At 65.7% G+C, this 21,308-nt stretch carries 9 protein-coding genes and 3 pseudogenes; 3 read left to right on the top strand and 9 right to left on the bottom strand.

The window, feature by feature from the left end; all coding sequences use genetic code 11:
- Positions 1-24 precede the first annotated feature (24 nt).
- The 7 genes and pseudogenes from amoH to J9889_RS22035 all read right to left on the bottom strand — a co-directional run bounded on the left by amoH (position 25) and on the right by J9889_RS22035 (position 15,504).
- Positions 25-1,569, bottom strand: a complete 1,545-nt coding sequence (gene amoH, locus J9889_RS22065) for an amonabactin biosynthesis glycine adenylation protein AmoH (protein WP_010674439.1) — start codon at positions 1,567-1,569, stop codon at positions 25-27.
- Positions 1,566-7,823: an amonabactin biosynthesis non-ribosomal peptide synthetase AmoG gene (gene amoG / locus J9889_RS22060; RefSeq protein WP_010674438.1), complete on the bottom strand. Its 6,258-nt coding sequence runs from the start codon at positions 7,821-7,823 to the stop codon at positions 1,566-1,568. The genes amoH and amoG overlap by 4 nt, the downstream gene beginning before the upstream one ends.
- A gap of 14 nt (positions 7,824-7,837) precedes the next feature.
- Entirely contained in the window at positions 7,838-8,587 is a 750-nt protein-coding gene (amoA, locus tag J9889_RS22055) for an amonabactin biosynthesis protein AmoA (protein ID WP_010674437.1), read from the bottom strand.
- Positions 8,588-8,607: 20 nt separating this feature from the next.
- Positions 8,608-11,709, bottom strand: a complete 3,102-nt coding sequence (amoF, locus tag J9889_RS22050; protein ID WP_210558211.1) for an amonabactin biosynthesis non-ribosomal peptide synthetase AmoF — start codon at positions 11,707-11,709, stop codon at positions 8,608-8,610.
- Complete coding sequence (gene amoB, locus J9889_RS22045; protein ID WP_010674435.1) at positions 11,706-12,629, bottom strand: amonabactin biosynthesis bifunctional protein AmoB; 924 nt, start codon at positions 12,627-12,629, stop codon at positions 11,706-11,708. Before amoB ends, amoF begins: the two co-directional genes overlap by 4 nt.
- A gap of 23 nt (positions 12,630-12,652) precedes the next feature.
- Entirely contained in the window at positions 12,653-14,320 is a 1,668-nt protein-coding gene (locus J9889_RS22040) for a (2,3-dihydroxybenzoyl)adenylate synthase (RefSeq protein WP_010674434.1), read from the bottom strand.
- Positions 14,317-15,504, bottom strand: a pseudogene (locus tag J9889_RS22035) (isochorismate synthase). Before J9889_RS22035 ends, J9889_RS22040 begins: the two are co-directional and overlap by 4 nt.
- Positions 15,505-15,824: 320 nt before the next feature.
- On the opposite strand from J9889_RS22035, the gene J9889_RS22030 reads away from it, so the two are divergent.
- Together J9889_RS22030 and J9889_RS22025 are read left to right on the top strand one after the other, a co-directional pair.
- Positions 15,825-16,376 carry a lipoprotein gene (locus J9889_RS22030; protein WP_010674432.1) on the top strand — a complete coding sequence of 184 codons (552 nt, stop codon included), beginning with the start codon at positions 15,825-15,827 and terminating at the stop codon, positions 16,374-16,376.
- Between the two features lie 146 nt (positions 16,377-16,522).
- Positions 16,523-18,523, top strand: a complete 2,001-nt coding sequence (locus J9889_RS22025) for a hypothetical protein (RefSeq protein WP_052815266.1) — start codon at positions 16,523-16,525, stop codon at positions 18,521-18,523.
- Between the two features lie 58 nt (positions 18,524-18,581).
- Here J9889_RS22025 and glgC read toward each other — a convergent pair whose 3' ends face one another.
- Positions 18,582-19,856 (bottom strand): glucose-1-phosphate adenylyltransferase, encoded by a 1,275-nt coding sequence (gene glgC, locus J9889_RS22020; RefSeq protein ID WP_210558209.1) that lies wholly within the window; start codon positions 19,854-19,856, stop codon positions 18,582-18,584.
- Positions 19,857-20,020: 164 nt separating this feature from the next.
- On the opposite strand from glgC, the pseudogene J9889_RS24335 reads away from it, so the two are divergent.
- A pseudogene (locus tag J9889_RS24335) lies at positions 20,021-21,130 on the top strand (diguanylate cyclase); the annotation flags it as partial.
- A gap of 55 nt (positions 21,131-21,185) precedes the next feature.
- Here the strand turns inward: J9889_RS24335 and J9889_RS24330 are convergent.
- Positions 21,186-21,308, bottom strand: a pseudogene (locus tag J9889_RS24330) (IS630 family transposase); the annotation flags it as partial.

Here is a 21,308-nt window from a genome sequence, read left to right as displayed (position 1 = left end):
GGCATCGAGCCTGCAAGCCCTTTGTCACCCCGGTAATGGCAGCGCCTTTCTGTCGAGCTTGCCGCTGCCGGTCTTGGGCAGGGCATCCAGCAGGATGAGCCGCGCCGGCACCATGTAGTGCGGCAGCGTCGCCTGCAGCCCCTTGCGCAGGGCGAGGCGATTGAGAGTCACCCCGCTTTTCGCCTCCACGTAGCCCACCAGCATGGCATCGTCCCCCTCACCCACCAGACGCACCGCCGCCTCCTGCACCCCGGCCTGGCGGCGCAGCCCCGCCTCCACCTCCCCGAGCTCGATGCGAAAGCCCCGCAGCTTGACCTGATCGTCGCGCCGTCCCAGATAGAGGAAGCGGTCCGCCCCAAGGAGGCGCACCCGATCGCCGGTGCGATAGAGGCGGTGGGTGGCAAGGCGCAGGAAGGCCGCGCTGGTCAAGGCAGGCTTGCGCCAGTACCCCTCGCACAGGGCCGGGCTCTCGATGCAGAGCTCGCCGCACTCCCCCTCTGCCACCGGCTGCCCCGCCTCGTCCAGCACCCAGTGACGATAGCCGGGCAGGCTGTGGCTGATGGTGATCTGCCCGCCAACCGGCGGCCAGCGCACCTCGCTCACCAGCGACCAGACGGTGGCCTCGGTCGGCCCGTAGCAGTTCCACAGCCGCCGGGTGCGGGCACAGAGCTGCTCGGCCAACCCTGAGTCCAGCGCCTCGCCACCGCACAGGGCGGTGAGGGTATTGCGCCCCTGCCAGCCCGCCTTGAGCAGCATGCGCCAGCAGGCCGGGGTGGCCTGCAGCCAGTTGATGGAGGGGTCGGCCTCGAGCAGGGCCAGCATCCCCAGGGGATCCTTGTTGTGCTCACCGCCGGCCACCGTCAGCCGGCCACCGCCCCAGAGCGGCCCCAGCATCTCCAGCAGCGAGATGTCGAAGGCCGGGGTGGTGATGAAGAGCCAGTGGCAGCCAGGTGAAAGCCCGAGCCGCTCGCGGATCCCGTCGAGGAAGCAGAGCAGGGCCCGCCGGCTGATGACCACCCCCTTGGGCTCGCCGGTGGAACCCGAGGTAAACATCATGTAGGCAGCCAGGGCGTCATCCACCTGGGGCCAGGAGACGGGCCCTGCCGCTGCCGGGCCATCGAGGGTACGCAGCGGACAGCCGAAGGCGGGAGCCGGCCTGTCGCCGTCGCAGATCACCGCCGACAGGCGCGCCTGGCGTGCGATCCCCTGCAGCCGCTCCACCGGAAAGTCCGGCTCAAGGGGCACGAAGGTGAGACCGAGCCGCAGGCAGGCCAGCAGGCTGGCCACCAGATCGGGGCTGCGGGAGAGATAGAGGCCGACCCGCTCCCCCACCGCCAGCCCCTGCAATCGGGCGGCAATCTCGCCGACCCTGACATTGAGCGCGCCGTAGCTGAGCCACTGCTCATCTGATCCGCCCTCACTGATGCCCTCCCCGCCCATACGGATGGCGGGGGCCAGCGGACTGGCGGCCAGACAGGCGGCCAGCCGCGCACCCAGGTTGGCCGCCCCCTCACGGGGGGCGGGCCGGGTTTGCACGAGTTGAGCCTTATGCTTGATGGTCACCGTCATAGTGCGGCCTCCGTTTGGCGCACCAGCCAGTGCCGATAGAGCCGGCTGGGGGATGGATGGGCCTTGAGGGTCTGCAGGCTGAGCGGCGCCCGCTCCTGGCCAAACGCCTCGTTGAGGGCCGCCAGCAGGGCGAGCTGCTGCACCGAATCCACCCCGAGTTCACACAAGGTCTGCTGCCAGATGCCGGGCACGCCACACTGGCGCTCCCACAGAGCCACCAGCACGCGGGCCTCGGCCGGCGGCTGAGCCAGACCGGGCTCCGTCCTGGTGGCGACCACCTGCGGCATCACCGGGGGCAGTGCCGTCGCCACCACACTGGCCGGTTGGCTCAGATCCGCCTGCGCCAGCCAGCCGAGCTCGACCAGCCAGTCAGCCAGCACCGCCTCTGCCCGTGCCTCGGGGATCTGCTCGCCATCGAACTCGAGGCGCAGCTGGAGCGTCTCACCCCGGCTGCTGACCACCAAGGAGAGCGGCAGCTCCACCTTCTCCACCACGGTGCCAAAGCGTGGCACCAGCTGGTGAGGTTCGGGGGCGACAGGGGCCGCCGGTATGGGGTAGTTCTCGAACACGAACAGACTCTGAAACAGACGCGCCCGGCCTTTGGTCAGTGCCGCCAGCGACTGGGTGCCGTGCTCGTTGAGTGCCATCAGATCGGCCTGCAACCGGGCGATATGCTCGGCCAGGGTCAGCTCGGTGCGCCACGCCAGGGCCAACGGCAGGCTGTTGATATAGAGCCCGACGCTCGCGGTGATCCCCTCGATGGGGTAATCCCGGCCCGGGGTCACGTTGCCCACCAGAGTGACGGCATCGCCAGAGCGGCGTGCCAGCAGACGGTGCCAGGCATATTGGGCCAACAGGCCCGCGGTCACGCCAAGGTCGCGGGCACGATGGGCGAGCAGGGTCGCCACCTCGGCCGGCAACACCCTAGCGCACACCGCCGGTCGCTGCTGGGTATGGCGCCCGCTTGAGCCAGCGTCCAGCGTCACCCCGAACAGGCAGGCGAGATCGTTAGGCTTTGTTAGCAGCTCGCCACGCCCCTGCCAGTAAGCCTCGGCGCTGCGGGCTTGGCTGGCGATATGGCCGCCAAATTCGAGCCAGGCGGTATCCGGCTCGGCTTGTGGCAGCAGGCCGTTCATCAGCGCCTGATAGCCGCGATGCAGGGAGCCCAGCAACACGGGACCGCTCCAGCCATCCAGCACGCCGTGATGGGCGCTGAAGATCACCTTGTGGTGATCGGGGGCCAATTTGAAACAGGCAAGGCGCAGCAGGGGGGCCTGCTCCAGCGGGATCGGGCGGGCCAGATCCTGCTCGCGGTATGCCTGGACCCGTGTCTCTGCATTTCCCACCTCGGACAAGTCCTCATAGTGGAATGGCAACTCGGCGTGCTTGAGAATGCGCTGCAGCGCCACCCCGTCCGCCAGTACCAGTTCGCTGCGAAGGGCCGGCCAGCGGGCAATCTGCCCCTGCCAGGCCTGACGGTAGACCGCCACGTCCAGCGGCTGGTGATAGTCCATCTCGGTCTGCAGGTGATAGGCGTGATCCCGGGGCAGCAGCGCCCTGTGATGGAACATGCTCTGCTGAAGCGAGGTCATGGGCAGCAGGGTCTCCACCTCGCGCCCGGCCAGCACCCGATCGAGCCCAGCTTGCGAGAGGTCAAGCCCCGGGAAGTCGCTCGGGGTATGGCGCGGCGCCTTCAGGTTGCAGCAGTGCTCCACCAGCGCCGTCAGGTTGTCCGCCAGCCGCGCCATCAGAGCGTCGCTCCCTTGCTGGTTGAGGGCGCCCACCTGGCGCAGGGTGAGGCGGCCATCAAACACGCCCCCATGCAGACTGACCAGTTCCCGCGGCAGGTTGTCAGGGGACGTAGGTGCCCCCGGCGCCAGCGGCAGGGGCTGCCAGGGCTGAGCGGCCTCGCCCTGATGGCTGACCCCCAGGTAGTTGAAGACGATCAGGGCTTCGGGCAGTGCCCAACCACGGGGGTGGTGCAGTCGCAGGGCGTTGAAGCCCACCCCCTTGTCCGGCACGGCGCGCAGCTGTTCCTTGGTGGCGCACACCAGCGCATCCCACTCCTTGGCATCCGCCAGCGCCAGCGGGTAGGTGCTGGTGAACCAGCCCAGAGTACGGCTCACGTCCAGTTCAGCATCGATGGCCTCGCGGCCGTGTCCTTCCAGCATCACGCAGTGACGATTGCCGTAACCCAGCTCGCTCAGGGTACGGGTCAGGGCCGCCAGCAGCAGGTCGGGCACCCGGGTAAAGTAGGCCTGGTTGGCGGCGTCGATGAGCCGAGCCGTGGTCTCCTGACTCAGTTGCAGCAGGCTGGCGGCGGCGCGGCCATCGGTGGCGCGCGCAGCGATCAGCAGGTGACCCTGGCTGCCCTCTCCCTGAGCCAGCCAGAAGCCAAGCTGATCCTCTTCCCGTTTGGCGTAGGCCGCGAGCCCCTCACCCCACTGGCGATAGCTGCTGCCCTTGGCGGGCAGCGGCTCACCCCTGCTCACCCGTGCCAGATCTTCGGCCAGAATGCGCCAGGAGACCGCATCGATGACCAGATGATGGAAGGCAAGGAAGAGTCCCTCCACCGTCTCGCACTCGCCCTCCAAAGAGATATTGCGCAGGCGGGCCCAGGCCAAAGTGTGACCGCTGGCAGGGTCGAAATCTCCCTGCAGCTCGGTCAGGCGGGCCTGCAGCTCGACCTCATCGAGATTGGCGGCATCCAGGGTCGGCAACGGCGGCAATGGCAGTTCGGCCAGGTAGCGCTGGCCGGTCGGGGTCACCGCCAGGCGCAGGGCATCGTGGTGCTGGCGCAGGGTATCCAGCCAGCCGCGCAGGGCCTCATCATCCACCCCGGCCGGCAGGCGCAGGATCACCCCCTGGTTCCAGTGACCGGACTTGGCAAAGCCCTGTTCGAAGAACCAGTGCTGAATGGGGTGGAGCGGGAACTCGCCGGTCAGGCTGCCCTGCTCGCTCCTGTGGCTGACCGCCTGCTGCTGGCCGAGCTGGCGGCAGAGGCGGCGCACCGTCTTGGCTTCGAACACGTCCTTCACGCTGCAGTGCAGCCCCGCATCCCGCAACCGGGTGGTGAGCTGGATGCTGAGGATGGAGTCACCGCCCAAGCGGAAGAAGTCATCCTCCACCCCGAGCGGTTGCTTGAGCACCCCTTGCCAGATGGCGAGCACGGTCTGCTCCAGTTCGTTTTGCGGCTCGCCCTTGCTCTGCTGCCAGACGATGGCGGGCAGGCGGCGCAAGTCCAGCTTGCCGTTGGGGGTGAGCGGGATCTCGGGCAGCCAGCAGAGGCGCGCCGGCACCATGTATTCGGGCAGGCACTCGCCGGCCCGCTGCAGCAGGGCATCGCCGTCGGGCTCGCTCGCCCCGGCCTGCAGACAGGCGTAAGCGAGCAGGCGCCCCTCCTGCACCACCACCTTGATCTGGCGCATCGCCGGGCACAATTCGGCGAGCCGGGTCTCTATCTCCCCCGGCTCGATGCGATAGCCGCGCAGCTTGATCTGCTCGTCTATCCGGCCCAGATACTGGATGTTGCCGTCGCGGCGCAGCAGGGCCCGATCGCCGGTGCGATAGAGGCGATGGGTACGTTCCGCCAGCGCCAGCTCGATAAAGGCCTCCTGGGTGCGCTCTGGCAGATTGAGGTAGCCACGGGCCAGCCCCAGCCCCGCCAGGCAGAGCTCGCCGGGGACCCCCACCGGGCAGAGGTTGCCCGCCTCATCCAGGATCAGCGCCTTCAGGTGGTTGACGGGTCGACCTATGGTGATGGGCGCCCCCGGGGTGAGCCGCGCGCAGAGCGCGGTGACGGTGCACTCGGTCGGGCCGTACATGTTGAACAGCGCCACCCGCTCCCCCCAACGCTCCACCAGGCTGCTCGGGCACGCCTCGCCGCCAAAACCGATGGCCTTGAGGGAACCGAGTTCCGCCGGGGGCAATAGATTTGCCAACAGCGCCGTGGGCAGGATCATGTGGCTGGCACCACAAGCGATCGCGGCACTGATCACCCCCTCGCCCGGCTCGCCAAAGTGCAGGGCCGCGCCGCAGTAGAGCGGCAGCAAGCTGGTCATGTTGCCGGCATCAAACGAGAGGGACATGCAGTTGAACATGGCGCCACCCTTCCCAAGGGCGATGCGATCACCGTGATCCGCCATCAGGTTGACCAGGCTGCCCTGCTCCACCATGACCCCCTTGGGCAGGCCGGTGCTGCCGGAGGTGTAGATGATCTGGGCCAGCATGGCGGCGTCCCGGGGCAGTGCGGGCGTGCTGGTTGGCATCTTGTCCAGCGCAAGCCCGTGCAGATCGTGATATTCGGCAGTCGTTCCCGCCAGCGCCTCGCCAAGGTGCGGGTCCGGCACGCCCCCCAGCACCAGGTTGATGCCCGCGTCGGTGAGGATATGGGCCAGTCGCTCGGCGGGATAGGCAGGATCCAGCGGTACATAGGCCGCCCCCGCCTTCCAGCAGGCGAGCAGGGCGATGACGAAGGCGACATCGCGCCTGGCCTGGATGCCGATGGCGGCGCCCGAGGTGACGCCCTGAGCCAGCAGCCAGTGAGCCAACTGGTTGGCACGCACCTCCAGCTCGCCATAGGTCAACGATTGCGCGCCGTCGCTGACCGCCAACGCGTCCGGTAACTGAATAGCGCGCCGCTCGATATGACAGAGCAGGGTGTCGCGGCTCGGGTAATCCGGCGGCAGGTCTGCAAGCTCGGCGGCCAGCGCGGCCTGGTCGGTGCCCGCCTCCAGCGGCAGTTGCCAGATGTCGGTCTCGGGGGCCGCCACCACGGCGCGCATCAGGTGCAGCAGGCGATCGGCATAAGCCTGGATGGTCTCCTGCTCGAACAGGGCGGTGGCGAACAGCCAGTCCACCCGGACGGAGTCCATCAGCTCGGTCACCTTGACCGAAATGTCGGTCTTGGCCGGCAACACAGGCGAGGTCTCCTCCACCAGCTGGCAACCGGGGATGAGATCGTTGAAGTCCACCTTGGCCTGATAGACCAGCATGATCTGGAAGATGGGGTTGATGGCGGTGGTGCGATCCGCGCCGATGGCCTCGGCCAGCGCCTCGAAGCGGTAGAGCTGGTGATCGAAGGCCGCCAGATCCTCCTCCCGGCACTGCTGCAGATAGTCGACAAAGCTGGGCTTGCCGCTGAGTTGAGTGCGCAGCACCAGGGTATTGACGAAAAAGCCCACCAGCGACTCGATCTCGTGGCGCTCGCGATAGGCGAGCGGGGTGCCGATCACCACCTCCTTCTCGCCGCTCTGGCGCACCATCAGCAGGGCAAACAGGGCGTGCAGACCGATGAAGTTGGAGGTGCTGTGGCGCTGACAGAGACGCTTGAAACTCTCCCACAGGTCGCTCTCGATGGTGGAGAAGACCAGCTCGCCGCCGCTGTCCTGATGGGCCGGGCGCGGCTTGTCGAGCGGCAGACCGTGCACCTCGGGGCTGCCACCGAGCCGGTCGACCCAGAACGGCTTGAACTCGGCGTGATAATCGAGAAAACGCGGCGAGTTGAACCAGCGGGCATAGTCGATGTAGGTAAGCGGCAGCTCGCTCACCTGCAGGGGCTCGCGGTTCTGATGGGCAAGAAAGGCACGCTTGAGATCCGCGAACATGTTCTTGACCGACCAGCCGTCGGAGATGATGTGGTGCTGGGTGATCAGCAGTACGTGTTCGCGGCTGCCCAGCCGAATAAGATGCACCCGACTCAGATCCCCTTTGGTCAGGGAGAAGGGGCGCCCGATCTCCTCGCGCACCCGGCGGGCCACATAGGCCTCCCGCTCGGCAATGGGCTCTGTGCTCACGTCCTCAAGCTGCAGCTTGAAGGGCGTGTGGGGCAGGATCTCCTGGGCCCCCCTGCCCGCCTCGTCCTTGATGAAGCGGGTGCGCATGCTGGGGTGGCGGGCAAACAGGTGGTCGAAGGCAAACTCCAGTGCCACCGTGTCCAGCTCTCCCTTGACGCGAAAATAGACCGGCATGTTGTAGAGGTGGGAGGCCTCCTCATACTGCTCGATAAACCAGAGCCCGCTCTGGGACGAGGAGAGCGGCCCCTGCCGGGCGCCCTCGGTGGCGATAGGTTCTTCGAAAGCGGCGCGGGCCGCCAGGCAGCGCACCAGCTCATCCTTGTGGGCCTTGATGGTGGCGCCGATGGCCGGTGTCACCGCCTCCTTGCTCGACTGGGAGATAAGCTGGCCTTTCTCGTTCAGCCCAAGCTTCACTCCCTGCCGTTCCAGCTGTTTCAACAGCAAAATCATATTGTTCATCTGTTTCTCAAGCCTCAGGCACTCAGGGTGGCGCCGCCGTCGACGACCAGATCCTGCAGCGTGATGTGGCTGGCCAGATCCGAGGCCAGGAAGAGGACGGTATGGGCGATCTCCGCCGGGGTGGCGACCTTGCGCAAGGGGATGCCGAGCTTGAACTGCTCCGGCAACCCGGCAATGGTGCGGGCCATGGCCTCCTCGCTTGGCAGCATGCCGCGCAGCATGGGGGTATCCGTCGAGCCCGGCGACACCAGGTTGGCGCGCACGCCGAAGGGGGCCAGCTCCAGCCCCACCGTCTGGGTCAGGCTGGTGACCGCCGCCTTGGAGGCGCAATAGGCCGCCATCTGCATGCGCGGCACATGGGCGGCGTTGGAGCCGATGGTGACGATGGCACCGCGCCGCTGCCCCTTGAAGTGGGGCACCAGGGCCCGCAGCAGATAGAAGACACCGCTGGCGTTGACCGTCATGCAGTCGTGCCAGTCGTCATCGCTCAGAGTCTCGGTGGGGCCGAGGCGCAGCACCCCGGCCCCGTTCACCAGCACATCGAGCCCGCCGTCCGCCAGCAGCGCTGCGCAGCAGGCGTTGACCGCCTTCGAGTCGCCAATATCGAGCAGCCGGGTGGCATAGGGGTAGTCAGCTTCGGGAAACGCCAGATCCAGCCCCACCACGGATGCGCCGGCCGCCACGAACTGCGTCGCCACCTCACGGCCGATGCCGCGCCCGGCTCCGGTCACCCAGACCCGCTTGCCAGTGAAATCAAAGGTCATTGCTTGTTGCTCCTTATCCATCACCACACCATCTCCACGCTCTCTTCGTCCTCGGCAAGCAGGCCGTCGAGGAAACGGCAGAAGTCGTCGAGGCGCGGGTGATCGAACACGTCAGAGACCTTGACCTGCACCCCGAACTCGGCGCCGAGCCGGTTGACGATCTGGATGGTCTGCAGGGACTGGCCCCCCAGTTCGAAGAAGTTGTCCGTGGGCGCCATGGTGGCGAGCCCCAGGATCTGCTGCCAGATGGCGCCGACCCGGTTCTCGGTCTCGCTGCCCAGGGTCAGGGCTTCGCCGCCCGCCTGGTAGGCGGCCAGCAGGGCCTTGCGATCCAGCTTGTTGGAGCCGGTGCGGGGCAGCTGGTCATAGTGGCGATAGTCGGTGGGGATCATGGCTGCGGGCAACACCTTGGCCAGTTGCGCCTTGATGACCCGGCTGTCGCGCTCCGCCCCCGCCACGAAGGCCACCAGCCGGCGCACGCTGCCGATGCTCACCCCCTGCACGCACGCCTCGTCCACCCCCGGCAGGGCCAGCAGTTGGGCCTCCACCTCACCGGGCTGGATGCGATAGCCGCTTATCTTGAACTCGTTGTCGCGCCGACCCAGATAGACCAGCCGGCCATCCACCAGGCGCACCCGATCGCCGGTGCGATAGACGGGCATCTGCTCCGCGCCAACCCGCAGGGTGCCAAAGCTCCCTTGCACGCCCCCCACATAGCCGTTGGCCAGCTGCGGGCCGAGCAGCACCAGCTCGCCTTCCTTGGCGGGTTGCTCCCCCGCCCCCAGGATGAGCGCCTGCATGCCGGGCAGCGGCAGGCCTATGGGCAACTGGGCCTGGCTCGGGTCTTCCTGTTGCAGCTCCTGGGTGGTCACCACCACGGTCGTTTCGGTGGGGCCGTAGGTGTTGAACAGGCGCACATCGGAGCGGCCCTGGCGCTGCCACTGGGCCAGTTGCTCGGGGTAGACCGCCTCGCCGCCGATGATGACGGCGGTAAGCCCGGCAGGAATGTGGGCCTGACCCGCCGTCAGCGCCACCACCCACTCGTTCCAGAACGCGGTGGGCAGGTCGAGGTGGGTGATCCCCATCTGCTCCACCCCGGCCGCAAAGGCGGGCATGGATTCAAGCAGGGCGTCGGTGCGCAGCACCAGGGTGGCACCGGCACTCAGGGTGGCGAACACCTCCTCGATGCTGGCGTCGAAGTTGAAGGGGGCGAATTGCAGCATCCGCGCCTCTTCATCCAGGTGATAACGGCAGTGGGCGGCGGCGGCGAAGTGATCCAGCGCGCCGTGGCTCACCGCCACTCCCTTGGGCAGGCCGGTCGAGCCCGAGGTGAACATCAGGTAGGCGACGGCGCGGCCGGCGGCCGGCTGGTTCAAGCGGTTATCACTCACCAGATCCCCCGCCAGCAGGGTGCGCCCCTCAAACAGGCTGGCCAGCTTGTGGCGGTACTCGGCCTGGGTGATCAGGGTCTTGACCTCCCCCAGTCGCAGGATATGGCCCTGACGCTCCAGCGGCTGCTCGGGGTCGAGGGGCATATAGACGGCGCCCGCCAGCAGTACCGCCAGTTGGGCGAAGATGGCCTGGGGGGTGCGGGCCAGCATGACCCCCACCTTGTCGCCGGGGACGACGCCTGCGGCTTGCAGGGCGGCCGCCATCTGTTCGGCTCTGGCCAGCAGCGCCTCGTAGCTGAAGCGGGCCTCTCCCTGCGCCGTGCTCTGAATCAAGGCAATCTTGTCCGGGGTCTGGGCGGCGAAATGGCAGAGCGCCTCCAGCACAGGCCGAGCCTTGATCACTTCATGGGAGGGGCCGGCGATCAGGGCGCTGGCTCGCTGCTCGGCCAGCCAGTCGGCCTTGAGCGTCCCCAGAGTCCGGGCAGGCTCGGCCAGCCAGCGGCCCAGCAGGGCAAACAGGGTATCGGCGATGGCTGCCAGATCCCCCTGCTGGTAGCAGCCGGGGTTGGCGTCCAGATCCAGTCTGGGCTGGCCATCAACGCCAACCTGCACCTCGATGGTGAGATCCTCCACCGGGCCGGCGCTGATGTTGAGAATATGGGCAGATAGCGGCCCGAAGCGGCGAGCGTGATCAAACGGCATGATGTTGACCAGCGGGCCGAACAGCCGCTTGTCGCCCCCCACCAGGCCAAGGTCGCGGCGCAACAGCTCGTAACGGTAGTGCTGGTGCTTGCGCACCCCGCGCTTGGCCTTGGCCACGGCGCCGGCGGCCTCCGCCAGATCCAGCCCCTCTTCGAGCTCCAGAGCAAGGGGGGTGATGTTCATCTGCATGCAGGGTACGGTCAGCGACGCCGAGCCGATGCGGTTCATCATCATCAGGCCGAGCAGGGTCTTATCCTGGCCGCTCGACAGCGACAGCTGGGCCGAGAGACCGGCCAGCAGCAGATCGGGCCAACCCAGCTTGTGCTCGTCGGCAAAGCCGGTCAGGGATTGCCAGAGCGCCGCCGGCAGCGGACGGCTCTCGCGGATAAATTCGGCGGCGATCGGTGCGCGGGTCTCGCCAAAGGACTTCACCTCGGGCCAGCCTTGCAGCTGCTCCTGCCAGAAGGCGCGGGCGGCGTCGTTCTTGCCGCTCTGCTCGCGGCTCGCCTCTTCTGCCAGCACTTCAGCCAACGAGCCGAAGGGGGATGGGGAGTTCATCTCACCGGCCAGCCCCTCTGCATACAGTTCGGCGATGCGCTGGAACAGCAAGGTGGTGCCAAAGCCGTCGAGGGCGATGTGGTGCACGCAGCTGTAGAGATAATCGCGGCCGGGGCCGCGCAGCAGGGCGAAACGGCAGGGTGCCTCTTGGGTCAGCTCGAACGGGCGGCGCAGATCGGCCCAGGCCCAGGCGCGGGCCAGCGTCTCGTCATCGTGCTCGAGGGAGATTTCTTCATAGGCTAGGGGCAGCTCATGCGAGACGAAGCAGACCGCCTCCTTATCGTCTTCGAAGTGGCCCTTGAGCGCCTCGCACTCCCCTACCGCCTTGGCAAGGGCCGCGGCCAGCACGGCCGCCTCGACCTTGCCGTCGAAGGCGATGCACTCGGCGGTGTTGAACATCGCCTTGTCGTCGTTGAGCAGATGTCCGGACCAGAGCCCCTGCTGGGGGATGGTCAAGGGGAAGCGATTCATGGGGTCACCTCCAGCGCCTGGGCTGCCAGCCTGGCTTCGATCAGGCGCCACCAGCCGTTGAGGGTCGGCAGCTTGGCGAGATCCACGAAGCCGAGCTCCACCCCGGCGGCGCGCCACTCGGTGAGCAGGGCCATGATCCGCACCGAATCCAGACCGTAGTCGATGAGGTTCTCGTCAGGGTCAAACTCCCCTTCATCCTCGTCGATATGACTCAGCAGCCGCGCCTTGAGCCCCTCATACGTCAGCAACGGATTGGTGGGCAGCTGACTGGTCTGGGCGGCAGAAGCGGAGGCAGGGGCGAGGGCCAGCACCTCCTCGCAGGGGATCACCTTGCCGCAACGGGTCGCCACGTAGTCGAGCGCCATCTGGTGGTCGGCCAGGGAGAAGTCCGCCACCCCGTCCGCCAGGAAGAAGGGCTGGATGTCGCGCATGAAGGCGTCGCAGGCGGTCATCATGCAGCCGATATGGCCGTAGATGCCGCCGATGATCAGCTGATCCCGCCCCAGCGCTTTGAGCATCTGCTCCAGCTCGGAGCGCTGGAAGGCGCTGTAGCGCCACTTGACCAGCACGGTGTCGTCCCGCTCTGGGCGCAGCGCTGCCACCACCTGCTGCTGCTCGGGCCGCTTGTTGAGACCCGGGCCCCACATGTCGCTCAGCAGGGCGCGATCTTCAGGGGATTGATCCTTGGGCTGGGCGGTGTAGAAGACCGGAATGCCGAGGGCCTTGCACTGCTTGCGCACGGCGGCCAGCTGCTCGGTGAGCGCCGCAATCAGCGGGCTGTTTTCGCCATAGAAGGCGGTGAAGTACTCCTGCATGTCGTGGATCAGCAGGGCGGCGCGCTTGGGATCCAGAGACCAGTTGACCTTGTTGGCCTTCCACTGGCTGGGCATGGCGTAATTGTTCAGGGTTGGGATAGCCATAACGTCATGATTCCTTTTTAGTTTTATGCTGTTGTCAGGGGTTTGCTGGCGGCGATGGCGTGCGCAATGCGCGCCCGCAGCCCCTGCTTGTCAATCTTGCCCACCGCCGTCATGGGCAGGGCATCCAGGGTTTCGAAACGGTCGGGCAGCTTGAAGTCCGCCACCCCGCGCTCGCGCAGAAACTTGCGCAAGGCCAGCGGCTTCAAGGCGGGATCCGTGCTGACGATAAAGGCGCAGCTCTTCTCCCCCATGGCGCTGTCGGGCATGGAGACCAGGGCCGCATGGGTGATGGCAGGGTGGTGCAGCAGCTGGTTTTCCACCTCTTCCGCCGCGATCTTCTCGCCGCCCCGGTTGATCTGATCCTTCTGCCGCCCCACCACGGTGAGGTAGCCATCGGCATCCTGTACTACCAGGTCGCCGGAGCAGTAGAAACCCTCGCTATCGAACACCCGGGCGTTGTGGGCCGGGCTCTGGTAGTAGCCGCGGAAGGTATAGGGGCCACGGGTGTGCAGGGCGCCAGACTCGCCGGGGGCAACCGGATTGCCCGCCTCATCGAGGATGCGCACCTCGTCGTCCGGGCTCATGGGGCAGCCCTGGGTATGGATCACCTTCTCGTCGTGGTCGTCCAGCCGGGTGTAATTGACCAGCCCTTCCGCCATGCCGAACACCTGCTGCAGCCGGCAACCGAGCAGCGGCCCAATCTTGCTGGCCACCGCCTCCCCCAGCTTGGCGCCGCCCACTTGCAGCAAGTCGAGGCTCGCCAGTTGGGTGCGCGCTGTGGGATCCGCTTCCGCGGCCTGCAGCCAGAGCGAGACCGCCGGCGGCACCAGCGAGGTGAGATTGACCCGGTGGCGGGCAATCAGCGGGAAACAGCTGATGGGGCTGGGGTCGGAGGCGAGCACCACAGTGCCGCCCGCCTCGAACACCCCCAGGGCGCCAGGGGAGCTCAGGGGGAAGTTGTGGGGCGCCGGCAGGGCGCACAGATAGCGGGTATGGGGCCCCAATTCACAGATTTCATTGCTGCGGCGCACGCTGTACAGGTAGTCATCGTGGGTGCGGGGGATGAGCTTGGGGGTGCCGGTGCTGCCACCGGAGAGCTGGAAGAAGGCCACCTCGTTCGCCGGGGTCGGGGCAAAAGAAACGGATGGGGAGCTCCCCTCATCCCCCTCGCAAAGCCAGCGGGTCAGCCCCAACTCTCCTGCGTCGCCATCCAGCAGCACCAGTTCGGCGCCGATGCTTGCCAGCAGCTCGCTCTCGCGACCCTTGCTCGCAAACTGCGGGTGGGTCAGCGAGCCGATAAAGAGGCGGGGCCGGATCTGCTCGGCGTAAGAGGCCAGCTCCAGCCGGTTGTGGCTAAAGAGCGCGTTGACCGGCGCGATGCCGGCCTTGAGCATGGCGAAGAACACCAGATAGAACTCGGCCACGTTGGGGAGCTGCACCAGCGCGGTATCCCCCACCCCCAGGCCGTGGCAGGCCAGATTCGCGGCCAGCCGGCTCGAGGCGGCGTCCAGCTCGCCATAGCTGAAGCGACGCTCACCGCAGAGGATGGCCTCGACGTCAGGTGCCAGCTCGCACTGACGCGCCAGCATGGCGGTCAGCGGCTCGCCGCGCCAATAACCCTTGGCGCGGTAACGCTGGGCCAATTCGTCGGGCCAGCGGGTATAGGGCAGGAAGCGGTTGAATTGGCTCATTGCGCCACCTCCAAGCCCAGGCCCAGTGCCTTGAGCATGGTGCCCAGCTTGGTGCCGGTCTCGGCCCACTCCATGGCGGGATCCGAGCCCGCGACGATACCGGCGCCGGCAAACAGCTCGACCTGATGGCCATCGAGCACGCCGCAGCGGATCACCACGGCCCACTCGCCGTTGCCCTGGTTGTCGCACCAGCCAACGATGCCGCTGAACAGGGCGCGCCGGAAGGGCTCCTGCTCGCGGATGAACTGGCGGGCCAGATCAGTGGGATAGCCGCACAGGGCCGGGGTGGGATGCAGCTGGCAGGCCAAGGAGAGCACCGATGCCTCGCCGCCATTGAGCCGGCCAGCGATGGGGGTGCCCAGATGCCAGAGGGTATCTGTGCTCATCAACGAGGGATGAGCGGGGATCGCCAGCTCGCGGCAGTGGGGGGTCAGCACCCGGCGGATTTCGTCGATCACCAACTTGTGTTCATGCTGATCCTTGCGAGAAGCCAGCAGATCCCGGGCCACCATTTCGTCTTGCGCCGGTTCGCTCGCCCGACGGGCGGAACCCGCCAACGGGTGGGTGAACACCTCTCCCCCGCTGACCCGCAGCAGCAGCTCCGGACTGGCACCGAGCAGTCGGCGACCCTGGCCGAGCGGCAGGGAGAAGTGGAAGGCGTGGGGATTCTGGGCCATCAAACGGGCCATCACCTGCTTAGGGTCAGCGGGCTGGTGCAGGGTAAGGGTGAGTTTGCGCGACAGCACCACCTTGGCGAGCCGACCTTGTGCAAACGCATCCAGCGCCGCACTGACCGAGGCCTGGAATTCGCTGGCCGGCGGGGTGCTCTGCACCGAGATGACCCCGTTGGCCTCGGGGGCCTGCTCAACCGCTGTCACCGATGACGGCTCTGTCGGGGCCAGTTTCTCGCCCCGCTTATAGTTGCCGGGCACATAGAGGCAGGAGGCCTCCGCCGGGTCGAACGCAAAAGCACCGATCAGCAGAGGGTTGGTCTAGCCGGCAGCCCTGGCGGCATCGAGGGCCAGGGTTATCTGCTGTGCCAGCAGGGGCCACTCGCAGGCGGGGGTGGTGATGGGTTGCCCCAGGTCAGTGGCACTGATCGTGCCCTGACACGAGGTAAACAAGAAATCAGGCGACATCTTCGCCTCGGCAGGTGTGCCATTGTCCATTACTCGAGTCTTCACGTCATACCCTCAAAGAAGATTCAAAATGATAATGATTATCAATTTGACTTTGTGCGGCGGTAAAATACTCGCTTTGAAATCGCGGGGTCAATGGGATTTTGCATCGTTAAAACAGGAGCTTGTCTGTGGGTATGTCGGGGATGACGCCAGGGCGGGCCTGCTGGCGGTGAAGGGAAATAGCTACTCGAATGAAAACGGATTGCCATCCCCATATGGGGGATGCGACAGAAACCGGTCAGGGCGGCCCCACTGGCGGCCAACCCACTTTGCCTCTAAGATGGCGCCACCTCTTGTGACAGCCCCGAAAATGGAACCCTCCCATGTTGAAACACCTGCTTCTGCTCCCCTTCGTCCTGCTGCTGGCGGCCTGCTCGCTGACCCAATACAGCGTCAGTGAAGGAGAGATCAACCAGTACCTCAAGGAGCGAGTCGCCTTCGAGAAACAGCTGGGGATCCCCGGCATCATGTCGAGCAAGATCCGACTCGATGACATGCAAAGCCGCATCGGCCGCAGCCAGGCCGACAAGGTCGAGCTGGATGCCGCCGGCGAGCTGCAGGTGGCGAGCCCGCTGGGCAGCCAGCAGATGAAGATCCGCCTCTCCCTGAGTGCCCGCCCCGACTACGTGGCCGAACAGGGCGCCATCTATCTGCGCGATCTCGAGCTCATCTCTGTCAAGACCGAGCCGGCGGACGTGGGCACCGCCCTCTCCCCGCTCTTGCCCACCTTCAACCAGTCCCTCTCCCTGTTCCTCTCCCAGACCCCCGTCTACCGGCTCGATGGCAGCCGCCAGAACGAGGCGCGGATCAAGGACAAGGTCGAAGCCCTCAAGGTGGAGCCGGGCCGACTGGTCATCCCTTTCAAACTGATGTGACGCCTGCCGCCGCGCCTCTCCTCTTCACCCCACCGGGGCGCGGTTTTTTTCTTCTCAAGCCCCGCCCTTTGCCCCATAATGCACACCATTCTCATTTAGATTCATGAGAAGCGTCATAATAAAATCAACAATATGGTGAGAAGGACATGAGAAAAACCGTACTGGTGCAGGCGATCGCCTGCGCACTCCTCAGCAGCGCCGCACAGGCTGCCGTCAAGGTGGAGGACAAGACGTTCAACACCGCCGCCAACATGCTGGCCTACACCGAATTCGAGCTCTCCGGCGAGCCGCTGGCCGAGGCCCTCGGTCTGGATCTGGATGTGCTGGACGCCAACCGCGCCGACGAGCCGACCCCGTTCGACTTCGCCGCCGGCATCGAATCCTATGAATACTCCGAAGAGGCAATGTACGCCCTCAACTACCAGTCCGGCATGGGCCCCCATCTGGTAAACGGGCCGCAAAACCAGGCCCGTGGCGGCACCCTGGCCGACCTGGGCAAACGGGTACTGGCCATGGCCGAGGCCGTCGGCTTCCCCGCCGATGAAATTCCCCAGGGCATGTATCCCCTCTCCCTGCCCTACGCCTCCGCCAACCCGGAGTTCGCCCAGGCCGTGAACGCCACCCCGGTCAACGGTGACCAGATCACCATCAAGACCGCCAAGGGCAACGAGAAGAGCGTCAAGACCCAGGTCCCCGCCTACTTCCGCGACTACGCCACCCTGCGCTGGAGCGGCAGTGACAACCTGCTGGTCCCGGCCGCCGTGGGCGGCATCCTGCTCAAGGAAGTGATGTGGTCCCAGGACTTCCTGGGGGGCATGCACGTGGCCGAGACCGATGAAGAGGTGGAAGCCGCGTCCGCCACCATGGATCAGGACGGCAAGCACAAGCTGGGAGTTTCTGCCGCCGACGGCTTCAACGGCATGATGCTGACCGAGCAGTCCATCGACAAGCTCGCCATCCTGCAAGATCAGCTCGGCTTTGACGGCAAGACCCTGGGCGCCAAAATCACCCCGCAGTACGATCCGGCCAAGGGGGTTGTCTACTTCCCTCATCAGGTGAAAGTGACCGAGACCAGCAAGAACGACGCCGGTGCCATCGGCAAGCTGGAGGTCGTGGACGGCTCCGCCCAGTTGCGCGACGCCTGGATGCTGCTGTGGCCCCTCTCCGAGTTCTACGCCTTCAGCGATCAGCGCACGGCCAACACCAATCAGAACCCGGCCTTCCACGCCGTGTTTGACGGTGCCCCGTTCGCCGCCGCTCCGGCTGCCAACCAGACCAACGATCTGGGCAAGGCGGTGGCGGGCAGCGATGCCTTCTCCCTGGCCCTGAACCTCTCCAACCTCACCTTCAAGAACCTGCTGGCCCTGCACTTCGAGCCCAAGGCTGGCACCCTGGTCGACAGCTGGCAGGCTGGCAAACAGGCCGGGCACGTCACCACCTTCGACGCCGCCTACGCCCTAGTCGCCCTACAGATCTTCCAGCGCGCCCAGGATGCGCTACCGGTGGGTTACGCCGCCGGTGACAATGGCGAGCTGAACCTCAAGACCCCACAGGGTGAGCAGGCGATCGCACTGGTCCGCAAGCAGGCCGATTTCATCCTCGCCAACCTAAAGGGCAAGAACGGCCTGGTCCATGACGGTCTGACCCTGGGCGGCAAGCTTGACGCCGGTCAGTCCATCGACGCGCAGTTCGCCGCCATCCGCGGCCTGACCGCCGCCTTCCTGGCCACCTCGGATGCCAAGTACCGCACCGCGGCTCGCGAGCTCTTCATCGCCGCCGACAAGGCCTACTTCAATGCCAAGGCCGGTACCTGGCTCGCCGGCAAGCAGGGTGAATACACCCCCTGGACCCAGGCCGCTATCTCCGGCGCCCTGCGCTCTGCCATGCTGAACCTGCGCAACGAAGGGGCCGAGAAGGCACCCGAGCTTGAACTGGCCCAGCTGACCCAGCGCTACGTGAGCTGGTTCCGCGGCACCGTCAACGGCGGCATGCAGATGGCCGAGTGGATCGGCGACTCCGGCGAGAACGTCATCGAGGGGGCCGGCAGCGACACCGACGAAGATGGCGTCCCGCAAGTGACCGCTGCCGGTGGCAAGCATGGCACCGCCATGGTGATGGCCGGCAAGGCCCTGGTCAGCGAGAAATAAATCGACCACCAATAGAAAGGGAGCCCAGGGCTCCCTTTTTTTGTCTGTGTCGACGAAGTTAGCCGAGCTTGGCTAGCATCGGCTTGGTCACCAGCACGATGCCCTGCTCGGAGCGGTAGAAGCGGCGTGCATCCTCGTCCGCGTTCTCCCCCACCACCAGGCCGTCTGGCAGCTTGCACCCCTTGTCCACCACCACCCGGCGCAAGCGGCAACCAGCCCCGATCTCGACCCCGGGGAAGATCACCGCCTGATCCAGGGTACAGAAGGAGTGCAACCGCACGTTGGTGAACAGCACCGAGTTGAGCACGAAGGAGCCGCTCACGATGGAGCCCCCCGCGAACATGGAGTTGATGGTCATGCCGTGCTGGCCGTTTCTGTCCTGTACGAACTTGGCCGGTGGCGACATGTTCTGGCTGGTCCAGATGGGCCAGTTCTCGTCATAGATGTCGAGCTCGGGCACCACGGAGGCAAGGTCCATGTTCGCCTCCCAGAACGAATCCAGGGTCCCCACGTCGCGCCAGTAGGGTTTTTGCCCCTCCTTGGCCCCGACACAGGACATGTTGAACGGGTGGGCAAAGGCCTTGCCCTCTCCCACGATGCGCGGGATCACGTCCATGCCGAAGTCGTGCTTGGACTCCTGGTTGTGGATGTCCTCTTCCAGCAACTGGTAGAGGTACTCCGCCTCGAAGATGTAGATGCCCATGGAGGCCAGCGAGCGATCCTCGCAGCCCGGCATGGCGGGCGGATTGGCCGGTTTCTCCACGAAGGCGCGGATCTTGCGTTGCTCGTCGATGTCCATCACGCCGAAGGCCGATGCCTCGCAGCGTGGTACCTCGATACAGGCCACCGTCACCTTGGCGCCGAGGCGCACGTGATCCAGCAGCATGGCGGCGTAGTCCATCTTGTAGATGTGATCCCCCGCCAGCACCACGATGTACTTGGGACCGTAGTCACGGATGATGTCGACGTTCTGGTAGATGGCGTCTGCGGTGCCGCGATACCAGTGCACCTCGTCCACCCGCTGCTGGGCGGGCAGCAAGTCGATGAACTCGTTCATCTGGTAGCGCAGGAAAGACCAGCCCGATTGCAGGTGACGCAACAGACTGTGGGACTTGTACTGGGTCACCACACCCACCCGGCGGATGCCGGAGTTGATGCAGTTGGAGAGCACGAAGTCGATGATACGGAATTTGCCGCCAAAGTGGACGGCGGGCTTGGCGCGGTTATCGGTCAACTGCTTCAGGCGGCTGCCCCGTCCCCCTGCGAGCACCAAGGCCATACTCTGATTCAATAGTTGCCGTGCTTTGGCGGTGTCTACGGGTTCTAGCAACATATCTACCTCTGCTCTGTTGGGGCTGTTTTCAACCCATCTTCGCTTTTTTTACAGACCATGAAAGTGTTTTCACTCACATTTAGTTGCATTCCGTCGGCGCTTTATCGTGGAGTTGCGTGAGTACTCATGTTTTGCGCCAGCGACTTGGTTAGAATTTCTACATCATGAACATCATCAAGGATGAAACGATGTTGAATAAACATGAGGGAAACCTGCTGCTGGTCAGCGCACTGGTCTGCATTCCCATGCTGCTGTTGCAGGGAGTGCTGCTCGCCCCCCCCGCCTCACCGCTCACCCTGCTGCTGGTCCTGATGACCACCCTGACGGGATTCGCCCTGCTGCTCTTTCTCACCCACAGCGTGCGCCGTGGGGAAAAGACAAGGCAGGAGCAACGCTGGCTGCTGGCGCTGCAGCAGCGGGATCCCGCCATGCTCGACAGCGTACAGGCACAAACGGCTCTGCGCCAGCTCCTTGCGTCCTTCAATGAGGCCGAGATCGATGCCCACCGCCAGATCACCGAATTGCACAATCAGGCGACCCGGGACGAGATGACGGGCCTTGGCAACCGCCACGCCTTCCGGCGCGATCTGACCGAGCTGCTGCAACAGGAAAACACCCAGACCGCCATCCTGGTGCTCATCCGCGCCACCGAGCTCGGGACCCTCAACGCCCAGCGCGGCTTCCAGTCCGGGGATGCCTACATCCGGGACATCGCCGCCCTCATCAGCCACACCGTCAGCCGCTTCCCGGGCCACCGGGTCTATCGCATCTCGGGGGCCGATTTTGCCGTCCTGCTGCCCCCCCTGGCCCAGATCCCGCCCCATCTGCTGGGACGGGATCTGAAGCTCGCCTTCGATCGCTATCAGCACGATCACGAGCTCGAGAGTGCCGCCTACTCGGGCATGACCCGCCTGAGCAGCGAGCAGAAGATAGAGGCCATTCTGGCCCGGGCGGATCTCGCGCTGGCCCGTGCCCAGACAGAGGTGGTCAATGGCTGGGCCATCCAGCAGAACGACGAGGTGGTCGAGGTGCAGGGTCAGCGTCACTGGACCCAGGTGCTGACCGATCTGCTGGAGCAGGAGAGCATCAGCTTCACCTGCCAGCCTATCCAGCCCCTGCATCGCGGCATGCTCGCCTATCACGAGATCTATCCCCGCTTTTGCAGCAGCGACGGCACCGTGCTGCCAAGTGATACCCTGCTCGCCATGGCGCAGCGGCTGGACATGGTACTGCGCCTGACCCAGATGGTGATCCGCCACGTCATCCGCCAATACCGCGCCTTCGGAGGCCACAACAGCCGATGGGGTCTCATACCAATCGGATTAAACATTAGGTCAGTTTTATCCAATCTCGGCTACAAAGTGACATCACCCGCTCCACATCGGCAATAAAGTGCTTCCAGGCCGATGTGCAGGCATCAAGGATGTCGTCGTAATCCTTGAAGCTGCGATT

The sequence above is a fragment of the Aeromonas sp. PrichA-15 genome (assembly GCF_017939245.1).
Classification (GTDB): domain Bacteria; phylum Pseudomonadota; class Gammaproteobacteria; order Enterobacterales; family Aeromonadaceae; genus Aeromonas; species Aeromonas caviae.
Note: the sequence above shows the minus strand (reverse complement) of the source record. Positions and strands in the feature narration are given on the sequence as shown.